Raw genomic sequence first — 14,427 nt, 5'->3', positions numbered from 1 at the left:
CGGGTTGCCGCGATGGTGTGTGTGCTGGGTGTCGTGTTGGTGCCGAGTGCGGCGGCGGCGCAGGACTTCTCGGGCGATGGGCCGCTCTGGTACATGGATGCGATGAAGATTCAGGCGATCCACGACGCGGGGATCACGGGGGAGGGCGTGACGATCGCGGTGTTCGACGGCGCGCTCAACCCGGACGTCGCCACACTCCGGGGTGCTGACATTGAGGTGCGGCAGCTCGACGGGTGTCCGGATCCACTTGCGGCGGCGGAATCGGACTTCGAAGCACTCCAGCACGGCACGTCGGTGACATCGCTGATCGTCGGTAACGGCACCTCCGACAGCGGCGTGGGTCCCGTAGGGCTGGCCCCCGGCGTCCGCATCCTCTACTACGGCTCGCTGCAGGAGGGCTGCGAGGGTAATCCGTTCCCCGCAGCTCTGGCTGACGCCCTCGCTCAAGGAGCCGACATCGTCACCATGTCCGGCGGCAACGGGCGACTGGTCGAAGAGCTCTCGCAGAAATCCGCAGACGGAGTAGCCGCCGCGCTGCGAGCCGGCGTCGTTGTAGTGGCGAGTCTCCCCAACGCGGACTCGACGTGGGAAGGAGAGCTCGGGAAGATCAACGGCGTCGTGAACGTGGCCTCCGTGGACGCCACCGCACAGCCGGCCAAGTCACGGGACGGCTCGGACATGACGAACGACGATGTCGATGTCGTGGCCCCGGGGGTCGACGTTGCTGGCGTGGGGTGGGATCGCACGTGGGGGATGTCCACCTGGTCTGGCAACTCCGCGGCCACGCCTATCGTCGCGGGGCTCCTCGCGCTCGCGAAGGAGAAATGGCCGGACGCGACCGCGTCACAGCTCCTGCAGTCCTTGATTCGCAACACGGGGTCTGCTCCCCATGAGTTGCAGTGGTCGAACACGTTCGGACACGGGACGGTGAACGCGACGCGCGTGCTGCAGGAGGATCCAGCGCAGTATCCGGACGAGAATCCGCTGTTCACAGACGGCCAGGCGCCGACGTTCGACGAGGTCTACTCGGCACCGGAGTCGTCTGCGCCCGACGCAGCGGACGCGCAGAAGGGCACGGGGCCGGGGGCACTGCCGTGGGTGCTCGCAGGTGGTGGGGCGGTCGTGGGCCTCGTTGTGGTGACGCTCATCGTCGTCATCCGCAGAAGACGCGGAGGTGCTGTCGACCCAGGAGACCGGGAGAAGAACACTTCGGTGCCAACGAGTTCTGTGCACCGTCCATGACGTCGTCTATCATGGGTCGTCGGAGGGTGGGACGCGCTGGCGTCCCTGACGGAGGGGAAGATCATGGCAGCGCAGATCGGTGCTGACTTCGAGCAGATGCTCGAGAACATCCACACGCTCGTCAAGAGCATCGAAGCGGCCGGAGTCGGGTCGCGCGGTACGGAGATCGAAGGGCTGCGGACGAACACGACCTCGACGTATCTCGAGTCCGCCACGCTGTACACAGCGGGCCTGGAGAAGATGATTGCTGAACTCAGCGCAGACGCGGCTGCATTCCGTGATGCGCTCAAGGCTGTGATTGACCAGAAGCAGGAGTCTGAAGAGAGCCTCTCGGCGACACTCGCTCAGGTCGCGGGAATTGTGGACGACCCCACGCTCACTCCGAGTTCCCAGTTGCAGTCCGGTGGCGCCCCAGTCGGACAGATCAGCGAGGAGAGTTCTTCGGTCGCCGCCGAGGACGCCGACACCGACTCGGTCAGCTACTGATGCCAGTTCGTCGGTGGGCGGCTGCCGCCTTCGCGGTGTCTTTCGCCCTTGCTGGAGCGGTTGCACCTGCAGCGGCTTCGGCCCAGGACTTCTCAGCCGGTGGGCCGCTCTGGTATCTGGATGCGATGAAGATTCCGGCCATCCATGACGCCGGGATCACGGGGGAGGGCGTGACGATCGCGGTGCTCGATGGTGGCATCAGCCCGGATGTCGCGACACTTCGGGGCGCTGACATAGAGGTGCGGCAGCTTGAGCAGTGCCCTGATCCGGTCGCATCGGTGCCGACGGCGTTCGAGGCGTCGAGCCACGGTACTTCCGTCACGTCACTAATCGTCGGGAACGGAACATCGGATAGTGGCGCTGGACCTGCGGGGATCGCCCCCGACGTACGGATCCTCTATTACGGCTCGTTGCAGGCTGACTGCGACGGCAACTCCTTCGCTGCAGCGATCGACGACGCGGTCGCTCAGGGTGCTGACATCGTCTCGATGTCGGGAGGGTCCTCGCGTCTGGCGGAAGAGCTGGCACAACCCACCGCCGAGGCGGCGGCTGACGCCCTGCGAGCGGGGGTGTTGATCGTGGGCGCGCTTCCGAATGCCGACACGGTATGGGATACAGAACTCGGCAAGGTGAACGGCGTCGTGAACGTCGCCTCCGTGGACGCCACGGCGCAGGCGGCGAAAATGCGAGACGGCTCGGACATGCGCAATAGCGACGTCGATGTCGTTGCACCCGGTGTCGACGTCGCGGGCGTCGGATTCGACGGCAGCTGGGGGATGTCGACATGGTCGGGGAACTCTGCGGCCACGCCGATCGTCTCCGGGCTGCTCGCGCTCGCGAAGGAGAAGTGGCCTGAGGCAACGCCTGCGCAGCTTCTGCAGTCACTCATCCGCAACACGGGGGCGAGCCCGCACGAACTGGAGTGGTCGGACACGTTCGGCCACGGAATCGTCAACGCGACCCGTCTTGTTCAGGAGGACCCGGCACAATATCCGGACGAAAACCCACTGTTTACAGACGGGCAGGTACCGACGTTTGACGAGGTGTATGCATCGATGGACTCGCCTTCGACCGAGACTCCCGAGGACGTGAACGGTGAAACGCCGGTCATGCTCCCCTGGATCGTCGGTGGCGGTGCGGTGCTCGTCGCAGGCGTCCTCGTCGTCATCATCATTACGAGCCGTAAGAAGAGTGGAGGGAACGAAGTTGTATAACCCCAATGTGTGTACGCCGACGATGTTCGAAGACGAGCTCCGCGCGCTGACGAGCGCGAGATTTTCCGACCCTGATCTCGACAGGCGCGAGGCGGCAGTCATCGAGCTCCGCAAAGCGATCGAGGCTGTGCGCGAGATTCCGGGTTGGAGCGGTGAGTCGGTGAGCAGTGCGAAGAGCATCCTCGACCGCATGGAAGACAATGCCAACCGGATCAAGAGGGAACTCAACGCCATGCGGGTTCGGTTGGACGCCGCCACATCGACAGTCTCCGGCGACGCGGCCACCGCCCTCAGCAGTCTTCCGTCCGCATCTGCCGAGGGTTTCCTGGCTGATGCCGGCCGCAACCTTTCGAACGTCACCGACGGCTGGGGTGTGCTGGACACCGGAGAGATGGTCGCTCAAGAGGAAGCCAGGTTGGCGGCCGAACGCGAGACTGCGGCGATGAACGAGCTCAAGAAGATCCGATCGACTCTCACAGGCCAGGCCGTCGATCACTTCCGGGTGGACGACCTTGAGCTCAAGGATGCGGACACGACATCGGTCCCGCTCCCCGTGATCGATGTCGAGGGCATCGACTCGCGCGTGCCTCCCGTCGGCAGCAACGGACCCTCCGGCGGTCCCGGCACGTCGCCGGGCGGAACCGGCGTTGGCAGCGTGGCTCCGCCACAGGTCGGCACGTGGGTTCCCGGCGGTGGCGGCGACGGCGGCTGGGTCAACGGCGGCAACGGCGGCTCGGGTGGCGGCAACACCGGCACCATCGGAGACAACGGCTGGGACAACGGTGACAACGGTGGTTCTGGCGGCAACGGCGGCTCCAACCCCAGCGTCGACTCGCCGAACGGCGGCACCCTGCCCGGATACCCCGGCATCGGTGGCGGCGGAGGCGGCGGAGGCCTGCTCGCCGGCGGATCCGGCGGTTCGGGCACGCTCGGCGCGGCGGTCGTGGGCGGCGCAGGAGCTGCGGCGCTCATGGGTGCACGCTCGGCGTCGCTCAATGGCGCGGGCGGCGCCGGTCTGTTCGGCGGTGGCGGAAGCGGTGCCGGTGCAGGTGCGGCCACGGCCGGACGCGGACTGCTCGGCATGGGTGGTGCGACCGGACCCGGCGGTCTCGGAGCAGCGGGCTCGGCATCCGGCTCGGCGACCGGCGCAGCCGGTGGAACGACGGCAGGTGCAGGTGGCCGCTCGATGGCGCCGGGCATGATGGGCGGAGCAGCCGGAGACGACGAGAAGCGTCGCGACCGCTCCGGTCTCGGTGGCCCGATCGCCCCCAAGCTCGAAGACGACGAGGAAGCCGGGCCCCGGTCGCGATCCGCCCAGGCGGGCAGCCGCGACACGCTGCGCTGACCCCGTCTCCATACCGATATGCGCTCCCGGCGGCCCTTGGGCCGCCGGGAGCGTTCAGTTCGAGGTAGTAGGCTGGGCGACTGGTCGATGTCTCGACATCGAGAGAATTACCAGACAGCAGCCCAGTGAAGGAACCACAGTGGATCTGTACGAGTACCAGGCACGAGACGTTTTCGAGAAGTACGGAGTGCCGGTCCTCGCCGGCATCGTCGCCGACACCCCTGAGGAGGTGAAGGCAGCCGCTGAGAAGATCGGCGGCGTCGTCGTCGTCAAGGCCCAGGTCAAGACCGGTGGTCGCGGCAAGGCCGGCGGCGTCAAGGTCGCGAAGACCCCCGAAGAGGCATACGAGGCCGCGAAGGCGATCCTCGGTCTCGACATCAAGGGCCACATCGTCAAGCGCGTCATGGTCGCGCAGGGTGCGCGCATCGCCGAGGAGTTCTACTTCTCCGTGCTGCTCGATCGCGCCAACCGTTCGTACCTGAGCCTCTGCTCGGTCGAGGGCGGCATGGAGATCGAAGAGCTCGCGGTCGAGCGTCCCGAGGCGCTCGCGCGCGTCGAGGTCAACCCGCTGACGGGCATCGACAAGCAGAAGGCGGTCGAGATCGCTCGCGCCGCCAACTTCCCCGAAGACCTGATCGAGAAGGTCTCCGACGTCTTCGTCAAGCTCTTCGACGTCTACAAGGGCGAAGACGCGACTCTCGTCGAGGTCAACCCGCTGGTCCGCACCGAAGAGGGCGACATCATCGCCCTCGACGGCAAGGTCACGCTCGACGACAACGCCTCCGAGATCCGTCACCCGGAGCACGAGGCGCTCGAAGACAAGGACGCAGCCGACCCGCTAGAGGCCAAGGCCAAGAAGAGCGGCCTGAACTACGTCAAGCTCGACGGCGAGGTCGGAATCATCGGCAACGGTGCAGGACTCGTCATGTCGACGCTCGACGTCGTCGCCTACGCCGGTGAGAACCACAACGGCGTCAAGCCCGCCAACTTCCTCGACATCGGCGGCGGCGCCTCGGCTGAGGTCATGGCCGCAGGCCTCGACGTCATCCTCGGCGACCCGCAGGTCAAGAGCGTGTTCGTCAACGTCTTCGGCGGCATCACGGCGTGCGACGCCGTCGCCAACGGAATCAAGGGCGCTCTCGAGACCCTCGGCAGCGCGGCCTCCAAGCCGCTCGTCGTGCGCCTCGACGGCAACCGCGTCGACGAGGGTCGCGCGATCCTCGCCGAGTACGCGCACCCGCTCGTCACGCTCGCCAGCACCATGGACGAGGGCGCCGACAAGGCCGCCGAGCTCGCAAACGCCTGAGACACAAGGACTAGAGAAATGTCGATCTACCTCAACAAGGACTCCAAGGTCATCGTCCAGGGCATCACCGGCGGCGAGGGCACCAAGCACACGGCACTCATGCTGAAGGCCGGCACCCAGGTCGTCGGTGGCGTGAACGCCCGCAAGGCCGGCACCACGGTCTCGCACACCGACAAGGACGGCAACGCCGTCGAGCTCCCCGTCTTCGCCTCGGTCGCCGAGGCCATGAAGGAGACCGGCGCAGACGTGTCGATCGCCTTCGTGCCGGGTGCGTTCACGAAGGACGCGATGATCGAGGCCATCGACGCCGAGATCCCGCTGCTCGTCGTCATCACCGAGGGTGTGCCCGTGGGCGACTCGGCCGAGGCGTGGGCCTACGCGCAGAGCAAGGGCAACACGACCCGCATCATCGGACCGAACTGCCCCGGCATCATCACCCCCGGTGAGGCGCTCGTCGGCATCACCCCGGCGAACATCACCGGCAAGGGCCCGATCGGCCTCGTGTCGAAGTCGGGCACCCTGACGTACCAGATGATGTTCGAGCTGCGCGACCTGGGCTTCTCGACCGCCATCGGCATCGGTGGCGATCCCGTCATCGGCACGACGCACATCGACGCGCTCGCCGCATTCGAGGCCGACCCCGAGACCAAGGCGATCGTGATGATCGGTGAGATCGGTGGCGACGCCGAAGAGCGCGCAGCCGACTACATCAAGGCGCACGTCACCAAGCCGGTCGTCGGCTACGTCGCGGGCTTCACGGCTCCCGAGGGCAAGACCATGGGTCACGCCGGTGCGATCGTCTCCGGCTCCGCCGGTACCGCTCAGGCCAAGAAGGAGGCCCTCGAGGCCGCCGGTGTCAAGGTCGGCAAGACGCCGTCCGAGACCGCTGCTCTGATGCGTGAGATCGTCGAGGCGCTCTAAGCGCTATGATTGAAGAGAAGGCCCTGGACTCCACTCCGGGGCCTTCTTTCATGCCCGGGCCCGACTGATTTGATCCAGACGATGGACGATCTGCTACCGTCGATCACGTGGCGGGGACAATCGAGGTCGACTTCGACGGTATTCAGCTTGCGATCGACGGCCTCATCACAGACCTCTCCGATCTGAACCTGTCGCTCCAGACCTTCGACACCGAGTCGCAGTATCTGCTTCAGCTGTGGGAGGGCGACGCCGCCGAGGCGTTCCGGATCGCTCAGCAGTCGTGGGCAGAGGACGGCGAGGTGCGTCGACAGGAGCTCGAGCGGATGATCTCCGCATTGGGAGACGTCCTCGAGATCTACACATCCACGGAGCAGCGGCTCCGAGACCTCTGCGGGGCAGAATGAGCGAGCGGCCGCCGCTGGGGGATGCGAACGTGTCGGAGCGACGTGAGCGACTCGACGCCCTGCAGCGTCGCTACACGGAATCGATCGTCGATTATCGCGCTGTCATGGCGGACATCGAGAGCCAGGTGATCAAGGGACTCTCGCAGGTGAGCACGGCGACAGTCGAGGTCTCGTCAGTCGACGGCTCCAGAATCTCGAATATCCGCATCGCATCCGGGCTGACCGCTCCCGGTGTCTTCGAACTCGCTGCCTCGGTCACCCACGCCATCCAGAGCGCGATCGACCGGATGCCGCGGTCAGCGGCTGTCGAGGGCACACCGGAGATGCTGAGCCGGTACCGCGAAGGTCAGAGCCCCGTGCAGATCGCGAAGAGCCTGCAGATCGCTGACCTCTTCGGGGACGTTCGGACCTATCCTGCTCCGGACGTGGCCGTCAGCATGCGGCTCGGTCGTCTCGACGCCGTCCACTTCGATGCCGGGTGGTATGCGACGGCGACTCTGGACGAGATGGAGGCGGCGGTGAAGTCGCGGGTGAACGCGGCATTCGACAGGGAGGACGCTGATGGGTGACGGATTCGCGGTCGATGTCAGCGCGCTGCGTTCTGACGTGGCCAGATGGACGGATTGGTCGTCAAGGCTCACGGCGGAAGACGGCGGTCTCGCGTCGACTCTCGATGCCTGGGCCTTCTCTGATCAGCCCGGCTTCGAGCAGGTGCGTGCCGACTACATTGCCAAGTTGGGGCATCTCCGCCGAGAGGTGAGCGCCGGGTCCAGGGCGATGCAGGCGATCGCGGATCGACTCGATGAGGTCGCCTCCGCGTACGAAGAGGCCGAGGCGCAGACCGAGGCCATCGTCGAGAGAGCGGGTTCCTGATGCATCCCGAAGCCCTCGGACGCGAGATCATCCGCGTCCTCGATGACACCCTCGCCGGCATCGCGGACCTCGAGCGGATTCTGCCCGGAGTGCTTCGCGATGCGGCCGATCGGCTCGAGTTCATGGGTGTGCCCTACCCCGACTGGGCGAAGGACGCCGCATACGAAGCCGCACTCACCACGGTGACGATCCAGCTCACGGTCCTTCGCGAGTCGGTGAACTTCATGCGTGACGAGGTCGCGAAGTGGGGGATGCCGACGCAGCTGCGCGAAGAGGCGACTCGTCTCGAGGCCGGAGTCCGTGCCGCGTTCTCGGGACTCGAAGACGACGCCGACATCTCGGAGATGGACGGACTGAAGGACGCCGCATGGGATTCGCCCATCGTCGACCGTTACTCGGAGGCCTTCTACGAGCAGCGCGACCAGGTGTCCGACCTCGTCGCGCCGATCGATGCGCTCATCCGGGTGCTACGAGACAGTGCCTCGTCGCAGGACTCCTGGTACTCCGAGAACCTTCTCGCGACCATCGGATACTGCGTCTCGGTCGCGGGTGTCGCCGTCACGCTGGCGACGGGTGTGACCGGCGTCGGCGCGATCGTGGGACTCGTGATCGGCGTCATCGGCGTCATCGTGTCGGCGATCGGCATGCTGCTCACCTCGCCGGCGTCACAGTCACGAGCCGACACTCTGACGGGCGTTCTGAGCGGAGCAGAGATCACCGAGTGGCCCAATTCGCGGTTCGCATGGTGATCCCCTCCCTGACCCCTTCCGTGGGCTGGTACGCGATCTCGCTCACCCCCTCGATGCTCCGATGGTGGAACGGCGTCGCATGGACCGACGACCTCGTGGTCCGCTCATCGTCGGGCACGGACTCACGCCAGACGGGCACGACGTTCCTACGCCGGGGTCGCCTGTTCGCCACCGCCTTCTGGGTTCTGGCCGGCCTGTGGGTGGCAGTGACCGTGGTCATGAGCCTGACAGGCGGCTACGGTCTCATCTGGTTCCTCGCGCCGCTGCCGTTCATCGTAGTCAGCATCGTCTTCGAGGCGCGGCTCTCGGGATACCGCCGGCTCCTCGCCCCGGACGCGCCGCCGCCATTCGGGCTGAACCCGATCCGCTGAGACCGCACTGCGCGAGGGGTGACGCGGCGGGTCCCGCACACGACGGAGGGGCGGATGCGACGCGCATCCGCCCCTCCGATCTTCCTCGTCGCTCAGGCGACGCCGAACAGCGCTTCGATCGGTCCGCGGGCGAAGAAGATCACGAAGCCGGCGGCGACGATCCACAGCAGCGGGCTGATCTTGCGGGCCTTGCCGGAGAGCGCCTGGATGAGCACCCAGCTGACGAAGCCGGCGCCGATTCCATTGGCGATCGAGTATGTCAGCGGCATCACGGTCACCGTCAGGAACACGGGCAGCAGCACGTCGAACTCGGTGAGGTCGATGTACTTGATCTGCGCCATCATCATCGCGCCGACGATCACGAGCGCGGCGGCCGCGATCTCGGTCGGGACGATCGAGGTGAGCGGCGTGAGGAACATCGCGAGCAGGAACATGCCGCCCGTGATCAGGTTGGCGAAACCTGTGCGCGCGCCTTCTCCGATGCCCGCTCCGGACTCGATGAACACGGTGCTCGACGACGACGAGGTGCCGCCGCCGACGATCGCGCCGACACCTTCGACGACCAGCGCCGACTTGATGCGCGGGAAGTCGCCGTTCTCGTTCGCGAGATCGGCCTCCTTGGCGAGACCGGTCATGGTGCCCATGGCGTCGAAGAAGTTCGAGAAGACGAGGGTGAAGACGATCATCACGATCGCGACGAGGCTCACCTTGCTGAAGTCGAAGCTGAAGTCGACGGCGCCCACCAGGCTCAGATCGGGAAGGCCGAACGGCGATCCGCTGAGGGCGGGGACCGTGAGCCCCCAGCCACCCGCGTTGCCGTCGGCAGCTGCTCCGAGGTGCCAGATCGCCTCGACGATCACCGCGAGGACGGTGCCTGAGACGAGGCCGATGAGCAGACCGCCCTTGACCTTGCGCGCGACCAGGACGCCGGTGACGATGAGCGTGACGATGAACAGCACGGTGGGCACGGTCGCGACCGATCCTCCGACGCCGAGGCCCACGGGCGGGGACGCGCTGCCGGTCGCGGTGACGAAGCCGGAGTTCACGAACCCGATGAAGGCGATGAACAGGCCGATGCCGACCGTGATCGCGATCTTCAGCTGGAACGGGACGGCGTCGAAGATCATCTTCCGCAGGCCGGTCGCCGCGAGAAGCACGATGACGAGACCGTTGATCATCACGAGAGCCATCGCCTCGGGCCAGGTGACCTGACCGACGACCGAGAACGCCACGAAGGCGTTGATGCCGAGGCCGGCGGCGAAGCCGAACGGTAGGCGCGTGATGAGACCGAACAGGATCGTCATGATGCCTGCGGTCAACGCGGTGGCGGCGCCGACGGCGCTGAAATCGAGCGTGTCGCCGGCGACGTCGGCCGAGCCGGACAGGATGATCGGGTTGAGGATCACGATGTAGGCCATCGTGACGAAGGTCACCAGACCCCCTCGGATCTCGGTGCCGATCGTGGATCCGCGCTTGCTGATCTCGAAGAAGCGGTCCAGGGCGTTCTTGGGTTCGGCCTCTGAGCGGGTGGGGGACGGGGCAGTTGTCATCGGGAAACCTCCGCTGGAGACGATATCGTGTCGCCCGAGTCGCGCGCGCCCCCAGGGGACGACAGGGTTCTCGTCGTAGTCTCGATTCGATATGCAACGCCTCCTCGTCGCGCTCCTCGCCGCCTTCGATGCCGCAATCGCCGCGGCGGTCGGTCTCGTGGTCCTGCTGGCGCCGCTCACGCTGCTCTGGACGCTCGCGTTCGGCGTCACGGCCGACTGGGGCGCCCTCTGGCCGCTCACCGGCACGCTGTGGCAGTTCGGCCACGGCGTGCCCCTGGACGTCGACGTCACAGCCGACGTCTTGCGTGCGACAGGCATCGCTCCGGCCGCCGCCGCTTTCACGCTCTCGGTGACCCCGCTCGCCTTCCTGCTCTTCACGCTGCTGTTCGCCGCACGGTCAGGAGCGCGTGCGGCGCGCGCGGGCGCGTGGCTGCTCGGCGCACTCTCGGGTGCGCTGACCTTCGGGATCATCGCAACCGGCGTGGCGCTGACCTCGACCCTCTCGGCGGCCCAGACCGCCCTCGTGCCGGCGATCCTCCTGCCGACCGCCGTGTACCTCGTGGGCGCGGTCTGCGGTGCCGTGCGCATCGCGTGGGAGGACGGCGACGGCGGGTTCCTCGATCGGGTGCACGACGTGGTCGACTCCTGGGGTGACTGGGGCCCCGTGCCGAGTGCCGCCGTGCGCGGAGCGGCCTTCGCCCTCGTCGGAGTGACCGCCGTCTCCGCTCTCGCGGTGGCCCTCATGACGCTGACCCGCGGCGGCGAGGTCGTCGCGCTGTTCCAGGCGGCGCGCGTCGACGCCCTCGGAGCGGGAGTCATCACGCTCGGACACCTCGCGTACCTGCCGACGATCATCGTCTGGGCGGCATCCTGGCTCGCCGGACCGGGGTTCGCCGTCGGCGTCGGCACCGCCGTGTCTCCCGCCGGCACGCAGCTCGGGGTCGTGCCGGGCATCCCCGTGCTCGGGCTGCTGCCCGAGGCCACCTCGATGTGGATGCTGATCGTGATCCTTCTTCCGATCGGCGCCGGAGCCTTCGCCGGATGGGCCGTGCGGTCCCGCCTCGTCTGGGAGGGCACACCTCTCGGCACCGGACCGCGGGCGGCGATCGCCGGCGGCATCGGGGTGCTGACGGCCGTGGTCGCCGCGCTGGCGGCCCTAGTGGCGGGCGGATCGATGGGACCGGGGCGACTCGCCGAAGCGGGACCCGCCGTGCTGCCCTTCGCTCTCGCACTGGGCGGCGAGGTGCTGCTCGGCGCTGCGATCCTGCTGCTCTCGCCGCGACACCGCGACGAGCTCGCCGAAGAGCGCACCGATCGATGGGTCGCCGAGATGACCGCATCCGACCTCGCCTTCGACGACTCGACGGATCGTGTGCCCGCCGCGACGACGTGGCCGGGGGCTCCCTCCGCATTCGACACCGCAACGCTCGGCGACGACGGCGGCTTCCGGCTGCCGAAGCGCGACCCCGACGATCCGCTGCGCTGACACACGGGTCGGGGCGTCACCTCGGCCCCGGTAGACTTGGCGCGTGCTCACGGTCGCCGTTCTCATCTCGGGCACCGGCTCGAACCTTCGCGCCCTCCTCGAGGCCGCTCGTCACCCCGATTTTCCTGCGCGGGTGGTGGTCGTCGGTGCCGATCGCGAAGCCGACGGACTCGCTCACGCCGAGGAGTTCGGCATCCCGAGCTTCACGGTCCCGTGGCATGAGCACGAGTCGCGCGACGCGTGGGGTGAAGAGCTCGGACGTCAGCTCGCCGTCTGGAACGCCGACCTCGTCGTGCTCAGCGGCCTGATGCGACTGCTGCCGGCATCACTGGTCGCGAGCCTCGCGCCGCGCCTGATCAACACGCATCCCGCGTACCTGCCGGAGTTCCCCGGAGCTCACGGCGTGCGCGACGCGCTCGCCGCAGGCGTCTCCGAGACGGGCGCCAGTGTGATCGTCGTCGACGACGGCGTCGACACCGGGCCGATCCTGGCGCAGGAGCGGGTGCCCGTCCTCGACGGCGACACCGAGCACACCCTGCACGAGCGCATCAAGCCCGTCGAACGCCGACTGCTCATCGACGTGGTGCGCCGCATCGCGACCGGCGAGCTCTCGCTGTCCTCCGCACCCTGAACCGAACCACGCACGCCACCCTCGCACGAAGGAGCCCATCATGGCCGGCCCCCGCCACGACCACTCGCTGTACCGCGATCGCGACACCGTCCCGGTGCGCCGCGCACTCGTCTCGGTCAGCGACAAGACCGATCTGCTCGTGCTCGCGAAGTCCCTGTCGGAGGCGGGCGTGCAGATCGTCTCGACCGGCTCGACCGCGTCGACCATCCGCGAGGCCGGGTTCGAGGTGACCGACGTCGCCGCCGTCACCGGTGTCGCCGAGATGCTCGACGGTCGCGTGAAGACGCTGCACCCGAAGATCCACGGCGGTCTGCTCGCCGACCTTCGCCTCGAGGACCACGAGCGCCAGCTCGCCGACCTCGACATCGCTCCGTTCGAGCTCGTCGTCGTGAACCTCTACCCGTTCGTCGAGACGGTCGCCTCGGGCGCCGAGGGCGACGACGTCGTCGAGCAGATCGACATCGGCGGCCCCGCCATGGTGCGCGCCGCGGCGAAGAACCACGCGAACGTCGCGATCGTCGTCTCGCCGCAGTCGTACCCCGGGATCATCAGCGCCATCGAGAGCGGTGGCACCACGCTCACCCAGCGCCGCGAGCTCGCAGCGCGCGCGTTCGCGCACACGGCCGCCTACGACACGGCGGTCGCCGCCTGGTTCGCCGAGGGCACGCTGGGCGACGGCGAGGACCTGCCCACGCACCTCACGATCCAGGCCGAGCGCCTCGCGACGCTGCGCTACGGCGAGAACTCGCACCAGCGCGGCGCGATCTACACACGCGTCGGCGGTCACGGCATCGCCCAGGCCACGCAGCTGCAGGGCAAGGAGATGTCGTACAACAACTACGTCGACGCGGATGCCGCGCTGCGCGCCGCCTACGACATGGTCAAGCCCGCCGTCGCGATCATCAAGCACGCGAACCCCTGCGGCATCGCGACCACCGCTCCCAACGCCCTCGACCCGATCGCGAGCGCGCACATCCGCGCCCACGAGTGCGACCCAGTGTCGGCGTACGGCGGAGTCATCGCGGCGAACGGCACCGTGACGCTCAAGATGGCCGAGAACCTGAAGGACATCTTCACCGAGGTGATCGTCGCGCCGTCGTTCGAGCCGGCAGCCCTCGAGGTCTTCAAGGCGAAGAAGAACCTGCGTCTGCTGCAGCTGCCCGAGGACTGGCAGCAGGAGCGCATGGACGTGCGCCTGGTCTCGGGTGGCCTGCTGCTGCAGGATGCCGACCGGTTCCCCGACGACATCGTCTCGGTCGCGAAGAACTGGGAGCTCGTCTCGGGTGAGCGTCCGACCGACGAGGAGATGGAGAACCTCATCTTCGCGTGGAAGGCCTGCCGTGCCGTGAAGTCGAACGCGATCGTCCTCGCGAAGGACAACGCCACGGTCGGCGTCGGCATGGGCCAGGTCAACCGCGTCGACTCGTGCCGCCTCGCGGTCGAGCGTGCAGGTGACCGGGCCGCAGGCTCCGTCGCATCGTCCGACGCGTTCTTCCCGTTCGCCGACGGCGCCCAGGTGCTGATCGATGCGGGCGTCACGGCCATCGTGCAGCCCGGCGGATCGGTGCGCGACGAAGAGGTCGTGGACGCTGCGCGCAAGGCCGGCGTCACGATGTTCTTCACGGGGGAGCGCCACTTCTTCCACTGACACGCCCTTTCGTGCGAGAGCCCGGCCGGAGTCCTCCGGCCGGGCTCTCGGCGTCTCGAGGCGGGTGCGGCGAGGGTGCGGGCGCGACGGCCGCGACGCGGAGAAGGGTGACGGGCGGGCGAAACGAGGGGTGATTCTGCCCGTTGCGCTTGTCTCGCGCCCACCCGGGCCGATTGGCTGATTTTCGGCGGGGTATGCGGA

Annotated in this window: 15 protein-coding genes; 14 read left to right on the top strand and 1 reads right to left on the bottom strand. The window is 67.6% G+C overall.

Annotated elements, in window-relative coordinates:
- Window positions 1-12: 12 nt before the first annotated feature.
- From ACQ4LY_RS00505 to ACQ4LY_RS00455, 11 genes are all read left to right on the top strand, one after another.
- The gene (locus ACQ4LY_RS00505; protein ID WP_431074062.1) at window positions 13-1,242 is read left to right on the top strand and encodes a S8 family peptidase; all 1,230 of its coding nucleotides are present in this window, start codon (window positions 13-15) and stop codon (window positions 1,240-1,242) included.
- A gap of 63 nt (window positions 1,243-1,305) precedes the next feature.
- Complete coding sequence (locus ACQ4LY_RS00500; protein ID WP_431074061.1) at window positions 1,306-1,728, top strand: hypothetical protein; 423 nt, start codon at window positions 1,306-1,308, stop codon at window positions 1,726-1,728.
- Window positions 1,729-1,853: 125 nt separating this feature from the next.
- Entirely contained in the window at window positions 1,854-2,942 is a 1,089-nt protein-coding gene (locus ACQ4LY_RS00495; protein WP_431074060.1) for a S8 family peptidase, read from the top strand.
- 7 nt (window positions 2,943-2,949) lie between these two features.
- Complete coding sequence (locus ACQ4LY_RS00490) at window positions 2,950-4,287, top strand: hypothetical protein (protein ID WP_431074059.1); 1,338 nt, start codon at window positions 2,950-2,952, stop codon at window positions 4,285-4,287.
- Window positions 4,288-4,426: 139 nt separating this feature from the next.
- Entirely contained in the window at window positions 4,427-5,593 is a 1,167-nt protein-coding gene (gene sucC, locus ACQ4LY_RS00485) for an ADP-forming succinate--CoA ligase subunit beta (protein WP_056309122.1), read from the top strand.
- 18 nt (window positions 5,594-5,611) lie between these two features.
- Window positions 5,612-6,514, top strand: a complete 903-nt coding sequence (gene sucD / locus ACQ4LY_RS00480) for a succinate--CoA ligase subunit alpha (protein WP_056508436.1) — start codon at window positions 5,612-5,614, stop codon at window positions 6,512-6,514.
- Between the two features lie 107 nt (window positions 6,515-6,621).
- Window positions 6,622-6,918, top strand: a complete 297-nt coding sequence (locus ACQ4LY_RS00475; protein ID WP_056309118.1) for a WXG100 family type VII secretion target — start codon at window positions 6,622-6,624, stop codon at window positions 6,916-6,918.
- Window positions 6,919-6,947: 29 nt separating this feature from the next.
- Window positions 6,948-7,487: a hypothetical protein gene (locus ACQ4LY_RS00470; protein ID WP_431074058.1), complete on the top strand. Its 540-nt coding sequence runs from the start codon at window positions 6,948-6,950 to the stop codon at window positions 7,485-7,487.
- The gene (locus tag ACQ4LY_RS00465; RefSeq protein ID WP_431074057.1) at window positions 7,480-7,791 is read left to right on the top strand and encodes a hypothetical protein; all 312 of its coding nucleotides are present in this window, start codon (window positions 7,480-7,482) and stop codon (window positions 7,789-7,791) included. The genes ACQ4LY_RS00470 and ACQ4LY_RS00465 overlap by 8 nt, the downstream gene beginning before the upstream one ends.
- Window positions 7,791-8,540, top strand: coding sequence for a hypothetical protein (locus ACQ4LY_RS00460; protein ID WP_431074055.1), 750 nt, complete (start codon window positions 7,791-7,793; stop codon window positions 8,538-8,540). The genes ACQ4LY_RS00465 and ACQ4LY_RS00460 overlap by 1 nt, the downstream gene beginning before the upstream one ends.
- Complete coding sequence (locus ACQ4LY_RS00455) at window positions 8,534-8,911, top strand: DUF2510 domain-containing protein (protein ID WP_431074053.1); 378 nt, start codon at window positions 8,534-8,536, stop codon at window positions 8,909-8,911. The genes ACQ4LY_RS00460 and ACQ4LY_RS00455 overlap by 7 nt, the downstream gene beginning before the upstream one ends.
- A 92-nt stretch (window positions 8,912-9,003) precedes the next feature.
- On the opposite strand, the gene ACQ4LY_RS00450 is transcribed toward ACQ4LY_RS00455, so the two are convergent.
- Window positions 9,004-10,461 (bottom strand): NCS2 family permease, encoded by a 1,458-nt coding sequence (locus tag ACQ4LY_RS00450; RefSeq protein WP_431074051.1) that lies wholly within the window; start codon window positions 10,459-10,461, stop codon window positions 9,004-9,006.
- 91 nt (window positions 10,462-10,552) lie between these two features.
- Here ACQ4LY_RS00450 and ACQ4LY_RS00445 point away from each other — a divergent pair, with 91 nt between their 5' ends.
- From ACQ4LY_RS00445 to purH, 3 genes are read left to right on the top strand one after another with little or no spacing between them, the layout of a single operon-like run.
- Complete coding sequence (locus ACQ4LY_RS00445; protein ID WP_431074049.1) at window positions 10,553-11,947, top strand: cell division protein PerM; 1,395 nt, start codon at window positions 10,553-10,555, stop codon at window positions 11,945-11,947.
- 43 nt (window positions 11,948-11,990) lie between these two features.
- Window positions 11,991-12,578, top strand: a complete 588-nt coding sequence (purN, locus tag ACQ4LY_RS00440) for a phosphoribosylglycinamide formyltransferase (RefSeq protein WP_431074047.1) — start codon at window positions 11,991-11,993, stop codon at window positions 12,576-12,578.
- 40 nt (window positions 12,579-12,618) lie between these two features.
- Window positions 12,619-14,226, top strand: coding sequence for a bifunctional phosphoribosylaminoimidazolecarboxamide formyltransferase/IMP cyclohydrolase (gene purH, locus ACQ4LY_RS00435; RefSeq protein ID WP_431074045.1), 1,608 nt, complete (start codon window positions 12,619-12,621; stop codon window positions 14,224-14,226).
- Window positions 14,227-14,427 lie beyond the last annotated feature (201 nt).

Source organism: Microbacterium phyllosphaerae (assembly GCF_050628115.1).
GTDB classification, from domain to species: domain Bacteria; phylum Actinomycetota; class Actinomycetes; order Actinomycetales; family Microbacteriaceae; genus Microbacterium; species Microbacterium phyllosphaerae_A.
The sequence above is the reverse complement of the archived record's forward strand: the minus strand, read 5'-3'. Positions and strand labels throughout refer to the sequence as shown.

Bases quoted from the DNA above. Each gene is read 5' to 3' on its own strand.
- ACQ4LY_RS00450 (WP_431074051.1), bottom strand. From the start codon at position 10,461: ATGACAACTGCCCCGTCCCCCACCCGCTCAGAGGCCGAACCCAAGAAC.
- ACQ4LY_RS00505 (WP_431074062.1), top strand. From the start codon at position 13: ATGGTGTGTGTGCTGGGTGTCGTGTTGGTGCCGAGTGCGGCGGCGGCG.
- ACQ4LY_RS00460 (WP_431074055.1), top strand. From the start codon at position 7,791: ATGCATCCCGAAGCCCTCGGACGCGAGATCATCCGCGTCCTCGATGAC.
- ACQ4LY_RS00500 (WP_431074061.1), top strand. From the start codon at position 1,306: ATGGCAGCGCAGATCGGTGCTGACTTCGAGCAGATGCTCGAGAACATC.
- ACQ4LY_RS00465 (WP_431074057.1), top strand. From the start codon at position 7,480: ATGGGTGACGGATTCGCGGTCGATGTCAGCGCGCTGCGTTCTGACGTG.
- ACQ4LY_RS00495 (WP_431074060.1), top strand. From the start codon at position 1,854: ATGAAGATTCCGGCCATCCATGACGCCGGGATCACGGGGGAGGGCGTG.
- sucD (WP_056508436.1), top strand. From the start codon at position 5,612: ATGTCGATCTACCTCAACAAGGACTCCAAGGTCATCGTCCAGGGCATC.
- purH (WP_431074045.1), top strand. From the start codon at position 12,619: ATGGCCGGCCCCCGCCACGACCACTCGCTGTACCGCGATCGCGACACC.
- ACQ4LY_RS00445 (WP_431074049.1), top strand. From the start codon at position 10,553: ATGCAACGCCTCCTCGTCGCGCTCCTCGCCGCCTTCGATGCCGCAATC.
- ACQ4LY_RS00455 (WP_431074053.1), top strand. From the start codon at position 8,534: ATGGTGATCCCCTCCCTGACCCCTTCCGTGGGCTGGTACGCGATCTCG.